This window comes from Lutibacter citreus (assembly GCF_003260195.1).
Classification (GTDB): domain Bacteria; phylum Bacteroidota; class Bacteroidia; order Flavobacteriales; family Flavobacteriaceae; genus Lutibacter; species Lutibacter citreus.
In genome coordinates this window covers 300846-319013 of the sequence record NZ_QEIH01000002.1, presented here as the reverse complement: position 1 = coordinate 319013, position 18168 = coordinate 300846, and the positions used below count along the sequence as shown (strand labels likewise).

Below are 18168 nucleotides of genomic sequence, written 5' to 3'. Positions count from 1 at the left end.
ATTTATGGTTTAGTAACCTAGTTTAGTTCTAACTCTTTTAAGTACATCAGAGGCAACTATTTTTGCTTTTTTAGCTCCAATAGCTAATGCTTTATCAATTTCATCAAGGTTTTCCATGTAATAATTGTAACGAGCTCTTTCTTCAGAAAATTTATCTACTAACAATTCATAAAAAGCTTGTTTTGCGTGTCCATAACCATAATTTCCACCTTCATAATTTGCTCTCATTTCTTCAATTTGAGCTTCTGAAGCTAGTAATTTATAAAGAGCAAACAAATTACAGGTATCCGGATTTTTAGGATCTTCTAAAGGAGTAGAATCTGTTTTAATTTTCATTACTTGTTTACGCAACTGTTTGTCTGGTAAAAATATATTGATAATATTACCACTAGATTTACTCATTTTTCCACCATCAGTTCCTGGTACCCACATTGTTCCTTCTTGAATTTTTGCTTCTGGCGGAACTAATGTATCTCCCATTTGATGGTTAAACCTGTTTGCAACATCACGGGTAATTTCTAAATGTTGTAATTGATCTTTCCCTACAGGAACAATTTCTGCATCGTATAATAAAATATCTGCGGCCATTAACATTGGGTATGCAAATAAACCCGCATTTACATCCTCTAATCTGTCTGATTTATCTTTAAAACTATGTGCTAACGTTAATCTTTGGTATGGAAAAAAGCAACTTAAATACCAAGAAAGTTCAGTTGTTTCAGGAATATCACTTTGTCTGTAAAAAACATTTTTTTCAACATCCAATCCACAAGCAAGCCATGTTGCTGCTACATTATAAGTGTTTTCTCTTAACTCTTTACCATTTTTTATTTGCGTTAATGAATGCAAATCAGCAATAAATAAAAAAGATTCTTCTTTAGAATTATTTGCCATTTTTATGGCTGGTATAATTGCTCCTAATAAGTTTCCTAAGTGTGGTGTTCCTGTACTTTGAACACCGGTTAAAATTCTTGACATCTAATTGTTTTTAAGTTCAACAAAAGTACATATTTCAATTACATAAAAAAAGCGGTAGAAGCCGCTTAAAAAGATTTATTTAAAATACTTTTATTTTTTAATTGCTCCTGCAATAGACATAATAATAACAGCTCCAATAACACCTTCTAATAAATCTCCAAGAATACCGTTTAAAATAGAAACTCCTAATTTATTAAAGAGCCATCCACCAAGCAACCCACCTATAATACCAAGTATAATATTTTTTAAAAGTCCGTAGCCGCCACCTTTCATTAGGTTGCCTGCAAGCCAACCAGCAAGCCCACCAATTATAATTGAGTATAACATTTATTTTTAGAGTTTAATTATTAATAATAGTATGAAATTAATAATTTTTAAGGAGAAGTTAGCCTAAATTTTTACATTTGATGCTTATGAAATTTATTTTTTACATTTTTTGGCGTTGTTGGTTTTATTGCTGGGTATTGTTTACCATTATACCAGTAATTCCTATTTTATTAGTAGTTACTTCATCTGAAAAATTATATCCTATTTTTTTTAAAATTGCACGGGCTTGGGCAAATACTATTTTATTTGTTATGGGGTTTAAAGTTGTTTTAACAGATAATAAACTTCAAAATGGAGCAAGAAGTTATGTATATTGTCCAAATCATACATCAATGATTGATATTATGGTGATGCTTTCAATTGCAAAAAATCCATTTGTTTTTGTTGGTAAAAAAGAATTGACGAGGATTCCTATTTTTGGTTTTTTTTACAAGCGTACATGTATTATTGTAGATCGTAATAATTCAAAAAGTAGAATAGCTGTTTATGATGAAGCTAGAAGAAGACTTGCTAATGGTGTTGATGTTTGTATTTTCCCTGAAGGCCTTGTTCCAGATGATGAAAGTATAATTTTAGATACTTTTAAAAATGGTGCTTTTAGGTTGGCAATTGAGTTTCAGATTCCTATTGTTCCTTTGTCTTTTATGGATTGTAAAAAGCGATTATCATATACCTTTTTTAGTGGAAGCCCAGGTAAACTTCGTGTAAAAGTTCATCCAATTATTGAAACTAAAGGTTTAACGTTAAAAGATAGAGAAAGTTTAAAACAAAAAACTTTTAATGTTGTTAAAAGCGGTTTATATCAGTAGTTGAAAAAAGTATTGTAGGTGAAGTAATTTTTATACCTTTATTATTTAAATGAACAAGAAAATTAAATATTACAATCCAAAAGAGGAAAAACTAAATGTGCTTTCACATGGTATAGGGTTAGTTTTAAGTGTAATAGCATTGGTTTTACTGGTTGTTTACTCTAGTCTATACGGGAATATCTGGCATGTAATAAGTTTTAGTATTTACGGAGCAAGTTTAATTTTATTATATGCTGCTTCTACATTTTATCATTATTCAGAATTACCTAAATTACGTTATAAGTTAAATATACTTGACCATGCATCTATTTATATTTTAATAGCAGGTACTTACACTCCTTTTGCATTGGTTGTTTTAAAAGGTTGGATTGGCTGGACTATTTTTGGAGTTTCTTGGGGTTTAGCAATTATAGGTGTAATATTAAAATTATTTTATACAGGAAGGTTCGATAAAATTTCAACAATGGCTTATGTATTAATGGGTTGGGTAATTATTTTTGCTATAAAACCATTAATTAATAATTTACCATTTGAAGGTTTAATATGGTTATTTGGAGGTGGATTTGCATATACAATTGGAGCGGTATTATATAGCATTAAAAGTATAAAATACAACCATGCAATCTTTCATGTTTTTGTTTTAATAGGAAGTTTTTGTCACTTTATCTCCATATTTTTTTATGTCTTGCCTATAAAAAAGTAAGCTCTAATAATTCTTTAATTTTGGGTGCTGTTTATAAAATGAATCCCAAAAAATTGGATGAAAAGACACGCTATTTAATTTTGTAAATTTTTTAATATTGTGCTCATATACAATAGGTTCAATGTTTTTTAGTTCAAAATTGTAGAAATTTGAAACTGTTTCAAATACAGAATTTTCTATATGGTTTTCTTCATCTAAAGTTTCAACATATCTTCTATTAAAAAAACGGGATGCATAGTATTTACCATTTATATTTTTAGAATAGGTGCAAATAGTTTCCTCTTTATTTTTAAATTCTTTAACATTGCTATATTCTTTATAACCTTTAAAATAGTTTTCAATTTCAGCTTTATTTAATGTTGTTTCCCAATTTTCAATAACTTTTACAATAGCAAAATTATCTTTGTTTATAAAAACCTTACCTGAATATTTGGCGGGATAAAATCTATTTGTATAATTCCATTTATTTCTATCGGTTTTAAATTCTATAATATAAAAATTGTCCTTTTCTGATTGATTAGATTTTATAAAATGAAGTTCAAACTTTTTATTTTTTCTTTTATGAAGAATATTGGCATATCTAATTGCATTTTCTCTCATTTGATAAAATTGAGAAGTGTATTTATACTTTTTAGGATATAGATTTTTGTTATATTTTATTTGTTCTACCTTTTGTGTAATAACATAAGGGGAAAGATAGCCCTGGTCGTAATCTTTTGTAACTAACTCTAAATTTAATAAAGTTTTATCATTTTTATTAATAATAATATTTGCATACCTTTTAAAATTAAATGGCTTTATTGGATGATTGTTTTTTATAGCTTTAATTGCTTTTTGAAGTATCACTTTTGGTGAAGCTTTAGCTTTAATAACTACTTCATTAAGTTTCTCAAATATTGGTTTAAGATTTATTTTATTTTTGAATTTAGAAAGAAGAATGGCTTTATTTTCATAACCTATAGAAGTTATATTTACCATTGATTTTTCTAATATTTTATTTGATATTGGTAACTCAAAATATCCATTTTCATCAGCAACTCTATATATTTCTTCTTTTTTCATAATAATGTTTGAATAGGGAATTGGTTCACCTGTTTCAAAATCAATTACTTGACCTTTTAGGAGTCTGTTTTTATCTGTTTTTGAATTTATATTTTTTGAGATAACTAAAAGTTTTTTTGAATTTGTATCTCTGTAATCTTCAATTTCACTTGTTGGGATTGTTGCATTTTCAATAAAAATATAACCATCGTGAAGTTGGTCTAATCTTGCCTCTGTAAAATCAATAATGTTTAAAAGTCTTGTTTGTTGAGGTATTTTCATTGCCTCTTGATTGGAACTTACAAAAATGTATGGCATTTTGAAGGATTTTAGTTTATCCTCAAAAGAATTTTTAACAATTGGAGTTTCATACCATTTACCTTTTTCAAAAAGAGAATCATTTGCATGAATGGTTGCCAAACTATAAACTTTATTTTTAAGAACTTTTTTAATATGATTACCCATTGAAATAAAGTCTTTTATAATGGGCTTTTGTACACTTGAAATAGAATTAATTATATGAATATTATCCGCCCAACAAATTACTTTTTCGTTAGGGTTCCTGCTCATATAACTTAATAAATTGTTAGCCATTTGTGCATCTCTATAATTGTAGTTTTTATTACCAAAATCTGTAGTTAAAATCTCTTTCTTATTATAGAATGCATCTTTGGAACAAGCAAGAATGTTTTTTGTAAACTGTAACCAATAATAGTTTTGTTCTGTATTTTTAAATAATCCAATAGTTGTTATAATTCTATTTAGTTCTTTTTCATAATTTGAAAATTTAATATCATATTCGTCATATGAAGTGTGTTCTAAAACACCTTCAATAGCAATAGCTAAATCATTTCTGTTTAAGGTAAATTGTATGTTGTTATTAGCGCAATAATGAAAGAAATTATCAATAAATGATGGAATATTATTATTAAATTGAGAATCGAAACCAATAACTTTAATCTTATTTTTTTCAATGTTTTTTACAAGTCTTTGAAATTCAACTGAACCAGACCAAACACCCCAAATAGCATTGTTAAATCCTTTAGAGTTGAATCCATTTTTATTCAACAGCCACAAATCATACATTGAAGATTCCATAGCAATGGTATTAAACCCTAATTCTTTATGTAAATACTCAACCACACGAGATTTCATCTCAAAAACGTTTCCATACATATGTGTAATTTCACCTAACATTACAAGTCGTTTTTCTTGCAATTCATTCTTTAGAAAATGTAAATCGGAATGTTCTTTTGATTCGGGTGGAAGTAACTTAATAGTTTTTAATTCTTGAGAATAAATTATGATACTAAATAGTATAAAAGTTACAATAAATGGCTTTTTCATTTTTTATAGCAATATTAATGCAACTAAGTTTTTGTTTTAGATGATAAATTAAATATTAACAGAAGTTTATAAAATAAGGAGGCTTTTATGCTTAGCTTGTTAAAATATAGCCAATATCCCATAATAAAATACTTTTTGTAACAATTAATTAAAGGAACAAACCTATATGTAATTGAACAATTTTAATTAATTTTATAAAAATTTGCTAAAAAAAAACTGTACCCAAAAAATGAAATTTCAAAAAGTAATTTTTACACTATTATTAAGTGTCGCAATCATTTCTTGTAAAGATGAAAAACCACAAGAATCCACTAACAATTTATTTAAGTTTAAAGAGTATATTAATTATACAACTTCTGGTGCAGTTTCTGTAGCTGAACCCATTAGAATTGATTTAGCTAAAGAAGTTGAAGGGTGGGTTTCTAATGAAAAAGTATCAAAAAACATAGTTAACATTTCACCTAGTATTAGTGGAGAACTATTGGCTTTAAATACTCGTAGTTTGTTGTTTCAACCCTCTGAAAGGTTACAACCAAATACAGAATATTCGGTAACTGTTAAGTTAGGAAAATTATATGCAAATGTTACTTCAGAATATAAAACGTATACGTTTAAATTTAAAACACTTGAGCAAAATTTTAATATTACCACAAACAATTTACAATCCTACAGTAAAGAATGGCAATATGTTGAAGGTGTTTTAAAAACGGCTGATATTTTAGATTTGGTAGATGCTCAAAAATTAATTTCAGCAGAACAAAATGATAAAAAATTAAAAATTAATTGGAAAAATGCAGATTCTATAAGTACAAATTTCAATTTTATAATTGATAGTATTCATCGTTTTGAAGATGATTCTAACATTGAAGTTTCTTGGAATGGAAAAGCTATAAACGTTGATAATGATGGTAAAAACCAATTAAATATTCCAGGAAAAAATAACTTTTCAATTGTAAATGTTGAAGTTTTTCAATCTCCAGAACAGCATTTAAATATCAACTTTTCAGACCCTCTTCAAAAACAACAAAATTTTAAAGGTTTAATTGCTGTGAAAAACGCAAAAAATTTAAAATATGTTGTTGATGGAAACGTACTAAAAGTATACCCAGATACTAGAGTTGTTGGAAATGTACTTGTTGATGTTTTTCAAGGAATTAAAAGTACAGATGGTTATAAATTAAAAAAATCCTTTTCAGAAACTGTTGCTTTTGAACAACTAAAACCTGCAATTAGGTTAATATCCAACGGAGTTATTTTACCAAATTCTAACGATTTAAAATTCAATTTTGAAGCTGTTAATTTAAAAGCAGTTGATGTTAGGGTTATTAAAATATTTGAAGATAATATTTTGCAATTTTTACAAGAAAATAGCTTAGGAAGCAGTAACCGGTATAATATTAGGAGAGTGGGTAGGCGAGTAGCTATAAAAACTGTTAAACTTGTTAAAAATGAACTTGATAATAACGGAAAATGGAAAGCATACGCTATTGATTTATCAAAAATGATAAAGGCTGACCCTGGCGCTATTTATAGAGTTGAATTAAGTATTAAACAAGAATATTCATTGTATACTTGTGATGGAGAGGGTGTTGTTTCAAGTGAAGAAAATGGGTATGGTAATAATTATGAAGATGAATATTATTATAATGAACACGAATATTCCACGCAACAAGCAGCTGAATTAGATGAACGAGAAGAGCAATATTGGGATAATTTAATTTACAGTTACAGCAATAATTATTACAATTGGGATGATAGAAGTAACCCCTGTAAGAAGGCGTATTACGATAATAATGATAGAATAGTTTCAGCAAACATTTTAGCTTCCAATTTGGGAGTAATTGCTAAAAAAGGATCCAACAAATCGTACTTTTTTGCCGTAACAAACATTTTAACAACCAATCCAGTTTCGGGTGCAAAAGTTGCAATTTATAACTACCAACAGCAAGAAATTGCAAATGCAATAACTAACAATCAAGGAATAATTAAAATGGACGTTAATAAAAATGCTTATTTCGCCATTATTTCAGATAAAACAAATAAAACGTATATAAAATTAGACGATGGTCATTCATTATCGTTAAGTAAGTTTAATGTTTCGGGTAAAAAATTACAGAAAGGCTTAAAAGGATTTATGTATGGTGAACGCGGAGTTTGGCGTCCAGGAGATTCAATTCATTTAACTTTTGTGTTGAACGACAATGCAAATCCATTACCAAAATCTCATCCAGTAAAATTAGAAGTAACTGATGCGCGTGGAAAATTAACTAACAAGCAAGTTACGGCAACTAATGTAAATGGTTTTTACAAATTTTCAGTACCAACATCAGATACGGATCCAACAGGAAATTGGAATGCTAATATTAGTGTTGGTGGTGCTAAATTTCACAAGTCATTAAAAGTTGAAACGGTAAAACCAAACCGTTTAAAAATTAAAATTGATTTTAAGGAAGAAGTTTTAACCAATACAAAACCAATTAATGGAGAGTTACAAGTAAATTGGTTACACGGAGCTCCTGCAAAGAATATTAGAACAGAAGTTAAAGCGAAGTTTAGTAATAATTCAAGTGCTTTTTCAAAACAATTTCCAGATTATATTTTTAACGATCCTACACGAGATTTTAATAGTGAAGAATTAGTGATTTTTGATAATAAATTAGATGTTTCAGGAAATGCAAACATTAATAAAAAGGTAAACTTAAAAGGAAAAGCGCCTGGAATGCTAAAAGTAGCTTTTTTAACCAAAGCTTTTGAAAACGGTGGTGATTTTTCAATGGATGTTATTTCCAAAAATTATGCGCCTTATAGCTCATTTGTTGGGTTAAAATCTCCCAAAGCAAAACGTTACGGCTCTTTTGAAACCGATGATAATGTAACGTTTAATGTTGCAACAGTTACTAAAGATGGAAAACCAGTTGCTAGGAATGGATTAGAAGTTGAAGTTTATCAAATTAAATGGCGTTGGTGGTGGAGTTCTTCCTATGATGATATTTCTTCTTATGATGGTAATAAATATCATAAACCTTTCAAAAAACTAAAAGTAAATACTAATTTAGAAGGAAAAGGAGCTTTTACAATTAATGTTCCGGATAATGATGGAGGACGATTTTTAATAAGAGTAATGGACCATAAAAGTGGTCACGCAACAGGTAGAACGGCTTATTTCTATAAAAATTGGTGGAAACGGCCAACTAACGATCCTGAAGCTTCAAAAATGTTAGTTTTTTCAGCAGATAAAGAAAACTACAATGTTGGGGAAACTGCTAAAGTTACGTTCCCATCAGGAACCGAAGGAAGGGCTTTAATAAGTATTGAAAACGGAACAGAAGTATTACAAACCGTTTGGCAAAAAACACAAAAAGGCGAAACAACGGTTGAAATTCCTATTACTTCAGAAATGACACCAAATGTGTTTATAAACATTTCACTATTGCAACCGCACGCAAGCACGGCCAATGATTTACCGTTGCGTTTATATGGTGTTATTCCTATTTTGGTTGAAGATCCATCAACACGATTAGAACCACAAATTAAAATGCCAAAAGTGTTAAAACCTGAAGAAAAATTCACCTTAAAAGTAAGTGAAAAATCAGGTAAGCGAATGACCTATACAATTGCTATTGTTGAAGAAGGATTGTTAGATTTAACTCGTTTTAAAACACCTCAAATTTGGGATGCATTTTATACTCGTGAAGCTTTAGGTGTAAAAACTTGGGATATTTTTGATGATGTTATTGGGGCTTTTGGTGGAAGTATTGAACAAGTATTTGCTATTGGTGGTGATGGTGATGCGGCGGCAGGAAAAAACAAAAAAGCAAACAGGTTTAAACCTGTGGTGCGTTATATGGGTCCGTTTGTGTTAACAAAAGGAAAAACAACTTCGCACAACATTCAATTACCAAAATATATTGGTTCGGTAAGAACTATGGTTATTGCAGGTGATAATGCGAAAGGAGCTTATGGAAAAATTGATGAAACAACTCCGGTTCGTAAACCGTTAATGGTATTGTCATCTTTACCAAGAAAGTTAAGTCCGGGTGAAAAAGTAACATTACCTGTTACTGTTTTTGCTATGGAAAATAAGGTGAAAAATGTAATAGTAAGTTTAAAATTATCTGATGGAATTAAAGTTATTGGAGAGCAAAATCAAAAACTAACTTTTGCTAATCCTGATGAAAAAATGGCATATTTTAATTTAGATGTTTCTGAAGCAAAAGGAATTGGGACAATTGAAGTGATTGCCCAAGGAAATGGAGAAAAATCTATTTATAAAGTTGAGATTGATGTGGTAAATCCAAATCCAATTTCATCTAAATCAATTGCGGTTGAGTTAGAACCAAATGCTACACAAACTATTAATTTTGAAACCTTCGGAATAAAAGGAAGCAATACCGCAACTGTAGAATTTTCTACGTTGCCAGCAATGGATTTTACAAGAAGATTACAATATTTAATTCAGTATCCTCACGGTTGCGTGGAGCAGACAACTTCAAGTGTATTTCCGCAGTTATATTTAGGCGATATTTTTGATTTACCTATGCAGCAAAAACAAAAAATGACCGATAATATTAAAAATGGAATTGAGCGTTTAGGCGATTTTCAAACTCCAAGTGGAGGTTTAAGTTATTGGATGGGACAAAATTCAGCAAATGATTGGGGAACAAGTTACGCTGGTCATTTTATGATTGAAGCCGAGAAAAAAGGATTTGTATTACCATTAACTTTTATGAGTAATTGGTTAAAATATCAAAAACAAGCTGCTCGTGATTGGAGACCTAGTTATAAGAGTTATAATTCAGATTTAGCACAAGCGTATAGATTATATACATTGGCTTTAGCAGGGCATCCAGATTTAGGTGCTATGAACCGTTTACGTGAGTTTAGTGAGCTTTCAAACAACGCAAAATGGCGTTTGGCTGCTGCATATGCATTGGCGAGTCAAAAGGAAGCAGCAATTAAAATAGCAAATACAGCAAACATTAATTTTACTTCATCAAGATATGATTATTACACATATGGTTCAGTAGATAGAAACCGTGCAATGGCAATGGAAACAATGTTGTTAACTGGCGATAAACAATCTAGAGAGTTGGCAAAACTAATAGCAAAACGCTTGTCTTCAAAAAGCTGGATGAGTACGCAAACTACTGCATATAGTTTGCTTTCAATGGCAAAAATGGTAGAGGTTAATGGAGGGAAATTTGTTAAATTAAAGTATGTAATTAATGGAGGAAAACAAGAAAGTGTAATTACAGAGTTTGCTATTGCACAAAGAGATTTAAAAGTTATTGAAGGAGCTAATTTTATAACAATTACGAATGCCGAAAGTAATTTAGTATTTGTAAATGTATTGAATTCTGGAATTTTACCATTAGGAAAAGAAATTTCTGAAAAACGTGGTTTAGGTGTAACAGTAAGTTATAAAGATTCAAAAGGGAAAACGCTTGATATTTCTAAACTTTCACAAGGAACAGAGTTTGTTGCTGAAGTTACTGTGAGTAATTTAAAACCAGAAGATGTGTATGACATTGCTTTAACAGAAATTTTCCCTTCGGGATGGGAAATTGTAAACACGCGTTTTACAGATTTTGGAAACACAGCGACAGGAAATGCTAATTTTACGGATATTAGAGATGACAGAGTTAACTTTTATTTCAACTTAAGTAAGAATAAATCTAAAACGTTTAAAGTATTATTGAACGCATCGTATTTAGGTAATTATTATTTATACGGAGTTCAAGCAGAAGCAATGTATGATAATGATTATTTTACCCGTACAACTGGTAAATGGATTGAGGTAATAAAATAACTTTAGATTCGTCAACCTGAATTTATTTTGGAATGATGAAATTTTTAATGAATATAATTTCAAAACATAAAATTAAATTAATAATAGCCGTTATTTTAATAACGGCTTATTATTTTTCGTTACCAAAACAGTTATTTAAAAGTCCTACTTCAACAGTTATTGAAAGTGTTGAAGGTGAATTATTAGGTGCTAAAATTGCTGAAGATGGACAGTGGAGGTTTCCTCAAAATGATAGTGTTCCGTATAAATTTCAGCAATGTATTGTAAATTTTGAAGATGCTTATTTTTATAAACATCCGGGATTTAACCCTATTTCAATATTTAAAGCACTTTCTGAAAATATAAAATCTAAAAAAGTAAAAAGAGGAGGGAGTACAATTACGCAGCAAGTAATTAGATTGTCTCGAAAAAATAAAAAAAGAACCTATTTTGAGAAATTAAAGGAATTGGTTTTAGCAACTCGATTAGAGCTTCGTTATTCAAAAGAAAAAATACTTTCATTGTATTCCTCAAATGCACCTTTTGGTGGAAACGTTGTAGGTTTGGATGTAGCTTCGTGGCGATATTTTGGTCGGTTTTCAAATGAACTGTCTTGGGCTGAAAGCGCAACCTTAGCAGTTTTACCAAATGCACCAAGTTTAATATATCCAGGTAAGAATCAACAAAAATTATTATTGAAGAGAAACCGTTTGTTAAAAAAATTATTTGATGAAGAAATTATAGATAAACTAACTTATGAATTAGCGTTAGAAGAAGAATTACCACAAAAACCTTATCAAATTCCTCAAATGGCAAAACATTTACTTCAAAAAGTAGTTGAGGATTCAAAAGGGAAACGGATTAAAACTTCTGTAAAGATAGGCTTACAACATAATGTAAATGAAATTGTAAAAACACATTATAACGAATTAAGTAAGAATGAAATTTACAATATTGCTGTGTTGGTTTTAGATATTGAAACACGACAAGTTTTGGCATATGTTGGAAATTCCCCAACTTCAAAAAAACACCAAAAAGATGTTGATATTATAGACAAGCCAAGGAGTACTGGTAGTATTTTAAAGCCTTTTTTGTATGCTGCAATGCTAGATGCTGGAGATTTATTGCCTAATACGTTAGTTGCAGATGTACCAACTCAGATTGCGAGTTATAAGCCAGAGAATTTTAATAAAAAATTTTCTGGAGCTGTTCCTGCAAGTAAAGCTTTGTCACGTTCATTAAATATACCTGCGGTTAAAATGTTGCAGAGTTTTGGTTTGGATAGGTTTTACCATTATTTAAAAGAGTTGAAGTTAAAAGACATAAAATTTAATGCCAACCATTATGGATTATCGTTAATTTTAGGTGGGGCAGAAAGTAATTTATGGGATTTAAGTAAAAGCTATGCTTCAATGGCTTCAACAATTAATCATTATGATGATACTCAAGGAAAATATTATACCAATGAATTTTTAGAACCTTCATATTTAAAAAATTTTAAACCCAATTTCGGAAAAATATCAATAGAAAAAACCCTTTTTGATGCAGGATCCTCGTATTTAACTTTTGAAAGTTTAAACAAGGTAAATAGACCAGAAGGAGAACAAAATTGGGAGTTTTTTGATGATGCAAATAAAATTGCTTGGAAAACAGGAACAAGTTTTGGTTATAGAGATGCTTGGGCAATTGGAGCAACTAAGAAGTATGTGGTTGGTGTTTGGGTTGGAAATGCAGATGGAGAAGGTAGGCCTGGTTTGGTAGGAGTTTCAACGGCTGCACCAATTCTTTTTGATGTGTTTAATTATTTACCTCAAAATAGTTGGTTTGAAAAACCTTTTGATGAGTTAGTAAAAATTCCTATTTGTAGTAAAAGCGGTTATAGAGCAAGTGAAATTTGCGAACAAAAAGATTCTGTTTTTGTGCAACGAGCAGGCTTAAAAACAAAACCTTGTCCATATCATTTATGGGTACATTTAGATAAAAATGAACAATACCAGGTTAATACCTCTTGTGAAAAACTAAGTAATATGGTGCATAAAAGTTGGTTTGTGTTACCGCCATTAATGGAATTTTATTACGAAAAAAGTAATCCATTTTATAGATTATTGCCAAGTTTTAGAAGTGATTGTTCTAGTGAAGATAAAGCTAAAATGGAATTTATTAGTCCAAAAGAAAATGAGACTTTTTATATAGCTAAAGATTTCTCTGAAAACCAATTGCCAATTGTATTTAAATTAGTTCATTCAAATCCAGAAACAAAAGTTTTTTGGTATTTAAACAATGAATTTTTAAGGGAAACTCAGGGTTTTCATGAAATTGAAGTTCTGCCAAAGAAGGGGCAATTTTTACTCACAGTGGTTGATGAATTTGGTAATGAAATTTATGGCAAAATTGAAATTAGATAATAAGTTTTTGAGGATGTAATCAAAAATTGTATCTTGCAGAATAATTAATCAACGCCAGCCCTAAATATTATGATGCAAATTCTACTTGTTGATGACGAACAGGATGCCTTAGAAGCTCTTGAGTGGAAATTAACGAAATATGTTGAAAATATTGAAGTTACTACTTGTAATTCACCTGTGAAAGCTATCGGGATTATAAATGAGATGAAACCTGATGTAGTTTTTCTAGACATTCAAATGCCTGAGATGGATGGATTTACGATGATTGAAAAATTAGAAAACAGAGATTTTAATTTAATTTTTACGACAGCTCATGATGAGTTTGCGTTAAAAGCAATTAAAGTTTCAGCAATAGATTATTTATTGAAACCAGTTGATAAAGATGAATTATTGGCTTCAGTTGAGAAAATAAATATGTCTAGAAAAGGAGATTTTCTTGAAAATAAATTACAGCTTTTATTAAATAATTTGAACGACAACAATGATAAGATAAACATTTCAGCAGATGGAAAGGTTTATTTATTAGATAAAGATGATGTTGTTATGTTAAAATCGGATAAAAGTTATACTACAATTTACTTAAAATCTGAGCAGCAAATTTTAGTTTCCAAAACTTTAAAAGAAGTTGAAAAGAAATTCTTGTTTCCAAACTTTTTTAGAGTTCATAATTCATATTTAATTAATTTAAATCATGTTAAAGAATATTTAAAGGGATTAGGTGGTGAATTAATCATGACTAATGGTTTAACAGCTAGTATAAGTAGAAATAGAAAGGCGGAATTATTCAAAAAACTTTATCTGGATTAAGGAATGTTATTAGACGTTCATTCTGAAATATATTCCTGGATTAGGGGCGGTTTATTCGTTTTGTTTATTTATCATTTTTTAATTTATTTTCAAAATAAAAGTAAATTATACTTATATTATAGCTTGTATTTACTTGCTTTAACTATTTATTTTTTAAACGGTATTAGTTATGGTTTTGTAAGTGAAATATACAAATATGTGAATTTTACAATTCAATTTTTGGCATATGCAGCTTATATTTCTTTTGCTAGGCATTTATTAGAAACCAGAACTTATTTAATTAAATGGGATAGGTATTTTTCAATTGAAACAGTTACCCTCTTAATATTATCTCCATTTTTTATTTTAATTCAATTTGCTTTAGGATATAATTTTCAAATTAAGGTTTTTACATTTGTAGCTCCTCTCTTAACAATTTTTACAATTATATCATATTATATAATTTTCACAAGAATTAAAGATGATTTTTCGAAATATTTTGTAGTTGGATCCGCAATATATTTAATCTTAGCTAATATTACTTTTTCAGAAGTAATTATAGGTAAAGAATTTTTTATTAGTAAAGGAGTTCACCCAATATTTTTTCTATACATTGGGGCATTTTTACAATGTATAATTTTTTCAATAATAATTGGTTTTACAATAAAAAGATTTGAACAAAAAAGTAAGAATGCTGAAGTTAGATTAGCTATAAAGCTAAAAGAAATGGAGGAGTTAAAAATGACTGCTTTGCAAAGTCAAATGAATCCACATTTCTTGTTTAATTCATTAAATTCAATAAATAATTTCGTGATAAAAAATGAGGTGGAAAAAGCGTCAGATTATATCACTAAATTTTCAAAATTAATAAGAGCTATATTAAATAGTTCATCAAGTCCTACATCAACTCTTTCAGAGGAATTAAGATTACTAGACTTATATATTAAATTAGAGCAAATGCGTGTAAAAGGTGGGTTTGAATACCACGTAATTGTAGGAGATGAAATAAATTTAAATAATATAAAAGTACCTCCTATGTTTTTGCAACCTTTTATTGAGAATTCCATATGGCACGGGATTATGAAAAAAGAAGGAGATAAAATGATTAAACTTTCTATTAAGAAAGAAGGGAATAGTGTTTTATGTGAAGTTTTAGATAATGGAATAGGAATTAATAAAGCAAAGGAGCTTTCTAATAATATGTCCAATAAACGTAAGTTTTTTGGAGCTGAAGCAACTGAGAATAGAATTAGGATGTTATATCAAAAGAAAGACGTATATATAGTCACTAAAGATATTTCGTCTAGTACAGCGACAGGTACGCAGGTTTCTATCAAATTCCCTTTACTTTAAAGGCTATTTTACTGTCAATTATGTGATTTACTTGATTTTATTACGGAAAAACATTTGTTTTATAAGGCGATTTCTCCATTTGTTTAATTAAATACTCCATTTATTAATTTTTTAGTAGCGTTTGTTTATTTGTAATTAATAATTGTTAATTATGTGTATCTTTACAGTGTATTATAGTCAAGAGGGGTTTTGACTTTTTACATTAAAAACATTAAATAAGTCTTTGGGGTTGATTTATTTATTCCTTGAACATTGTAGTAACGTATTACAATGTTCGAGGTTTTTTTTTGCCTAAAGTTTTATCTAATTAATATCTTTCCTTTTAAATTTTTAATAGATATATTTGAATTTATATATGAAAAAAATAATTCAAATATTACTAGTTTTACTTTTTAATACAAGTATCTGGGCTCAAATTGATTACTCAAATAAATGGGAAGATTTCTATTCCTATAATAACGTAAAAGATTTTATTAAAATTGATGAAAATATCTATTCTATAGTTGATAATGCCGTATTTATACACAATTTATTAAATGGAGAGAATTCTAAACTATCTTCGGTTAATGGCCTTTCAGGAGAAGAAACTTCTTGTTTGTTTTATAGCAAAGCTAATGAAAAGCTTATTATAGGTTATGAAACGGGGCTTATAGAAATAGTAGATAAAAAAAATAATATTTCCATAGCAAAGGATATTGTTAATTTTAATTATTCTGGAGATAAGCGTATTAACAATATTTATGAATATGGTGATAAATTATATATTTCTACAGCATTTGCGATTATAGAATACAATATTAAAGATTTACAATTCGGAGATACTTTTTTTATTGGAGATCAATCTTCTGAAATAAAAGTAAACCAAGTAAAAGTTAATGAAAATGTTATTTATGCAGTTACTGAAAATGGAATTTTTACAGCTGATGTTTCAAGCCCTAATTTAATTGATTTTAATAGTTGGAATCAATATTTTACAGGTAACTTTTCAGCAATTGAAATTTTTAATGGACAGGTTTATGTTTCAAAAGGTGGTTCATTATATAAATTTTATAATAATCAATTACAATTAGTTAAGAATTTTCAAACTATAAAGAAATTGAATTCTTCTAAAGCTAATTTAGCTATTACCACACAAAGAGCGGTTTATATTTTAAATTCATCTGACATTGAAGAATTTAGATATAGTACTAATTCGAGTCAGCCTTTTTATGCAAACTTTAATACTTCTTTTTTTGAGGATAACTTACTTTATATAGCTACACAAGAGTTTGGTTTGTTAAAAAGCACTAAAGAAGGTATACCAAATTTTGAAGAAATTCACCCAATGGGTCCAACATCTAATTTGCCATTTTCAATTTCAGTTAAGAATGAAAACTTGTGGGTGGTATATGGAGCTTATGACGGTGCATATGCACCTAGAAATTTAGCTAGGAGTATTGACCATTTTAATGGGGATAACTGGATAAACATTCCTTATAAAGATTTTAAAGTAACTAACTTGGTTAATGTTACTTTTGATCCTGATAATATTAATAAAGTTTTTATTAGCTCCTACGGAAATGGGATGTTAGTTGTTGAGAATAATATTATTACTGACCACTGGACACATTTAAATAGTGGTTTAGAATGGAGAACAAGAATTAATGGTTCTGCATTTGATAAAGATGGAAACTTATGGATTGCAAATTCTTGGGTTGATAAACGATTAAAAAAGTATAGCGCAGATGGAACATGGGATGAATTTGATATGAGTTCAATTATGACAAGTGGGGCTTTAGGTTTAGGAGGATTAATAGTTGACAATGCAAATAATATTTGGATTGGCTCTAGAAGAAATGGAGCATTGGTTTTTAATGAAAATGGAGAGAAAAAAAGAGCGTTGGTAACAGAGCAAACAAAAGGTTCTTTACCAGATCCTAATGTAAGAGCGATTCAGGCAGATGAGAATAATAGAGTATGGATTGGAACACTAAAAGGATTAGTTGTATTATATAATGCTGCAAATGTATTGAGTGACCTAAATATTGATGCTGAACCTGTTATTATTTTAAATGATTCTGGTATAGCTAAAAAATTATTGGGTGATCAGCCTGTAAATACAATAGCTATTGATGGCGCAAATAATAAATGGTTTGGAACTTCAAATGGAGGGGTGCTAATGACAAACCCAGATGGTAAAACAACATTACATAATTTTAATGTAAATAATTCACCACTTCCTTCAAATGCAATTAATAAAATTGAAATTGATAAAGAATCTGGAAAAGTTTACTTTGCTACTTCAAAAGGTATTGTTGCTTTTAATAGTGATGTAGCTGAATATGGAGAGTCTTTAACTGAGGTTTACGCTTATCCCAATCCCTCAACTAAAAATAATGAGTTTATAACTATAGATGGAAGGAATGGAGCGCATTTACCTAAGGGTACTAATTTAAAGATTGTTGATACTGCAGGTAATTTAGTGTTCGAAACCAATGTTAAAGAAGGTGAAGAATCTTCTGGTGGAAAAATTATTTGGAACAAAACAAATTTAGCAGGAAGAAAAGTTGCTTCAGGAGTATACATTGTTCTTTTAATTGATTCTGAGAGACAAAAAACTTCTATAGCTAAGATTGCTATTATCAATTAAAA

General features: G+C 29.0%; 10 protein-coding genes. 7 read left to right on the top strand and 3 right to left on the bottom strand.

The window, feature by feature from the left end:
- Positions 1 to 9: 9 nt before the first annotated feature.
- Together trpS and DAD81_RS04375 are read right to left on the bottom strand one after the other, a co-directional pair.
- Complete coding sequence (gene trpS / locus DAD81_RS04380; protein WP_111707017.1) at positions 10 to 978, bottom strand: tryptophan--tRNA ligase; 969 nt, start codon at positions 976 to 978, stop codon at positions 10 to 12.
- A gap of 90 nt (positions 979 to 1068) precedes the next feature.
- On the bottom strand, positions 1069 to 1305 hold the full coding sequence (locus tag DAD81_RS04375) for a GlsB/YeaQ/YmgE family stress response membrane protein (RefSeq protein ID WP_111707016.1): 237 nt from the start codon (positions 1303 to 1305) through the stop codon (positions 1069 to 1071).
- Positions 1306 to 1391: 86 nt separating this feature from the next.
- Between DAD81_RS04375 and DAD81_RS04370 the strand changes: the two genes are divergently transcribed.
- Both DAD81_RS04370 and trhA read left to right on the top strand, forming a co-directional pair.
- A complete protein-coding gene (locus tag DAD81_RS04370) occupies positions 1392 to 2114 on the top strand; it encodes a lysophospholipid acyltransferase family protein (RefSeq protein WP_317047311.1) in 723 nt (240 codons plus the stop codon).
- Positions 2115 to 2163: 49 nt separating this feature from the next.
- Complete coding sequence (gene trhA / locus DAD81_RS04365; protein WP_111707014.1) at positions 2164 to 2817, top strand: PAQR family membrane homeostasis protein TrhA; 654 nt, start codon at positions 2164 to 2166, stop codon at positions 2815 to 2817.
- 3 nt (positions 2818 to 2820) lie between these two features.
- On the opposite strand, the gene DAD81_RS04360 is transcribed toward trhA, so the two are convergent.
- The gene (locus DAD81_RS04360; RefSeq protein ID WP_111707013.1) at positions 2821 to 5205 is read right to left on the bottom strand and encodes an erythromycin esterase family protein; all 2385 of its coding nucleotides are present in this window, start codon (positions 5203 to 5205) and stop codon (positions 2821 to 2823) included.
- Positions 5206 to 5434: 229 nt separating this feature from the next.
- On the opposite strand from DAD81_RS04360, the gene DAD81_RS04355 reads away from it, so the two are divergent.
- The 5 genes from DAD81_RS04355 (at position 5435) to porZ (ending at position 18166) form a co-directional block, all read left to right on the top strand.
- A complete protein-coding gene (locus DAD81_RS04355) occupies positions 5435 to 11014 on the top strand; it encodes an alpha-2-macroglobulin family protein (RefSeq protein ID WP_111707012.1) in 5580 nt (1859 codons plus the stop codon).
- A 32-nt stretch (positions 11015 to 11046) separates the two neighbouring features.
- On the top strand, positions 11047 to 13398 hold the full coding sequence (pbpC, locus tag DAD81_RS04350) for a penicillin-binding protein 1C (protein WP_394340149.1): 2352 nt from the start codon (positions 11047 to 11049) through the stop codon (positions 13396 to 13398).
- Positions 13399 to 13467: 69 nt separating this feature from the next.
- A complete protein-coding gene (locus DAD81_RS04345) occupies positions 13468 to 14205 on the top strand; it encodes a LytR/AlgR family response regulator transcription factor (RefSeq protein ID WP_111707010.1) in 738 nt (245 codons plus the stop codon).
- 3 nt (positions 14206 to 14208) lie between these two features.
- Entirely contained in the window at positions 14209 to 15537 is a 1329-nt protein-coding gene (locus DAD81_RS04340; protein WP_111707009.1) for a sensor histidine kinase, read from the top strand.
- Positions 15538 to 15892: 355 nt separating this feature from the next.
- Positions 15893 to 18166 (top strand): type IX secretion system anionic LPS delivery protein PorZ, encoded by a 2274-nt coding sequence (gene porZ, locus DAD81_RS04335; protein ID WP_111707008.1) that lies wholly within the window; start codon positions 15893 to 15895, stop codon positions 18164 to 18166.
- The last annotated feature ends 2 nt before the right edge of the window (positions 18167 to 18168 follow it).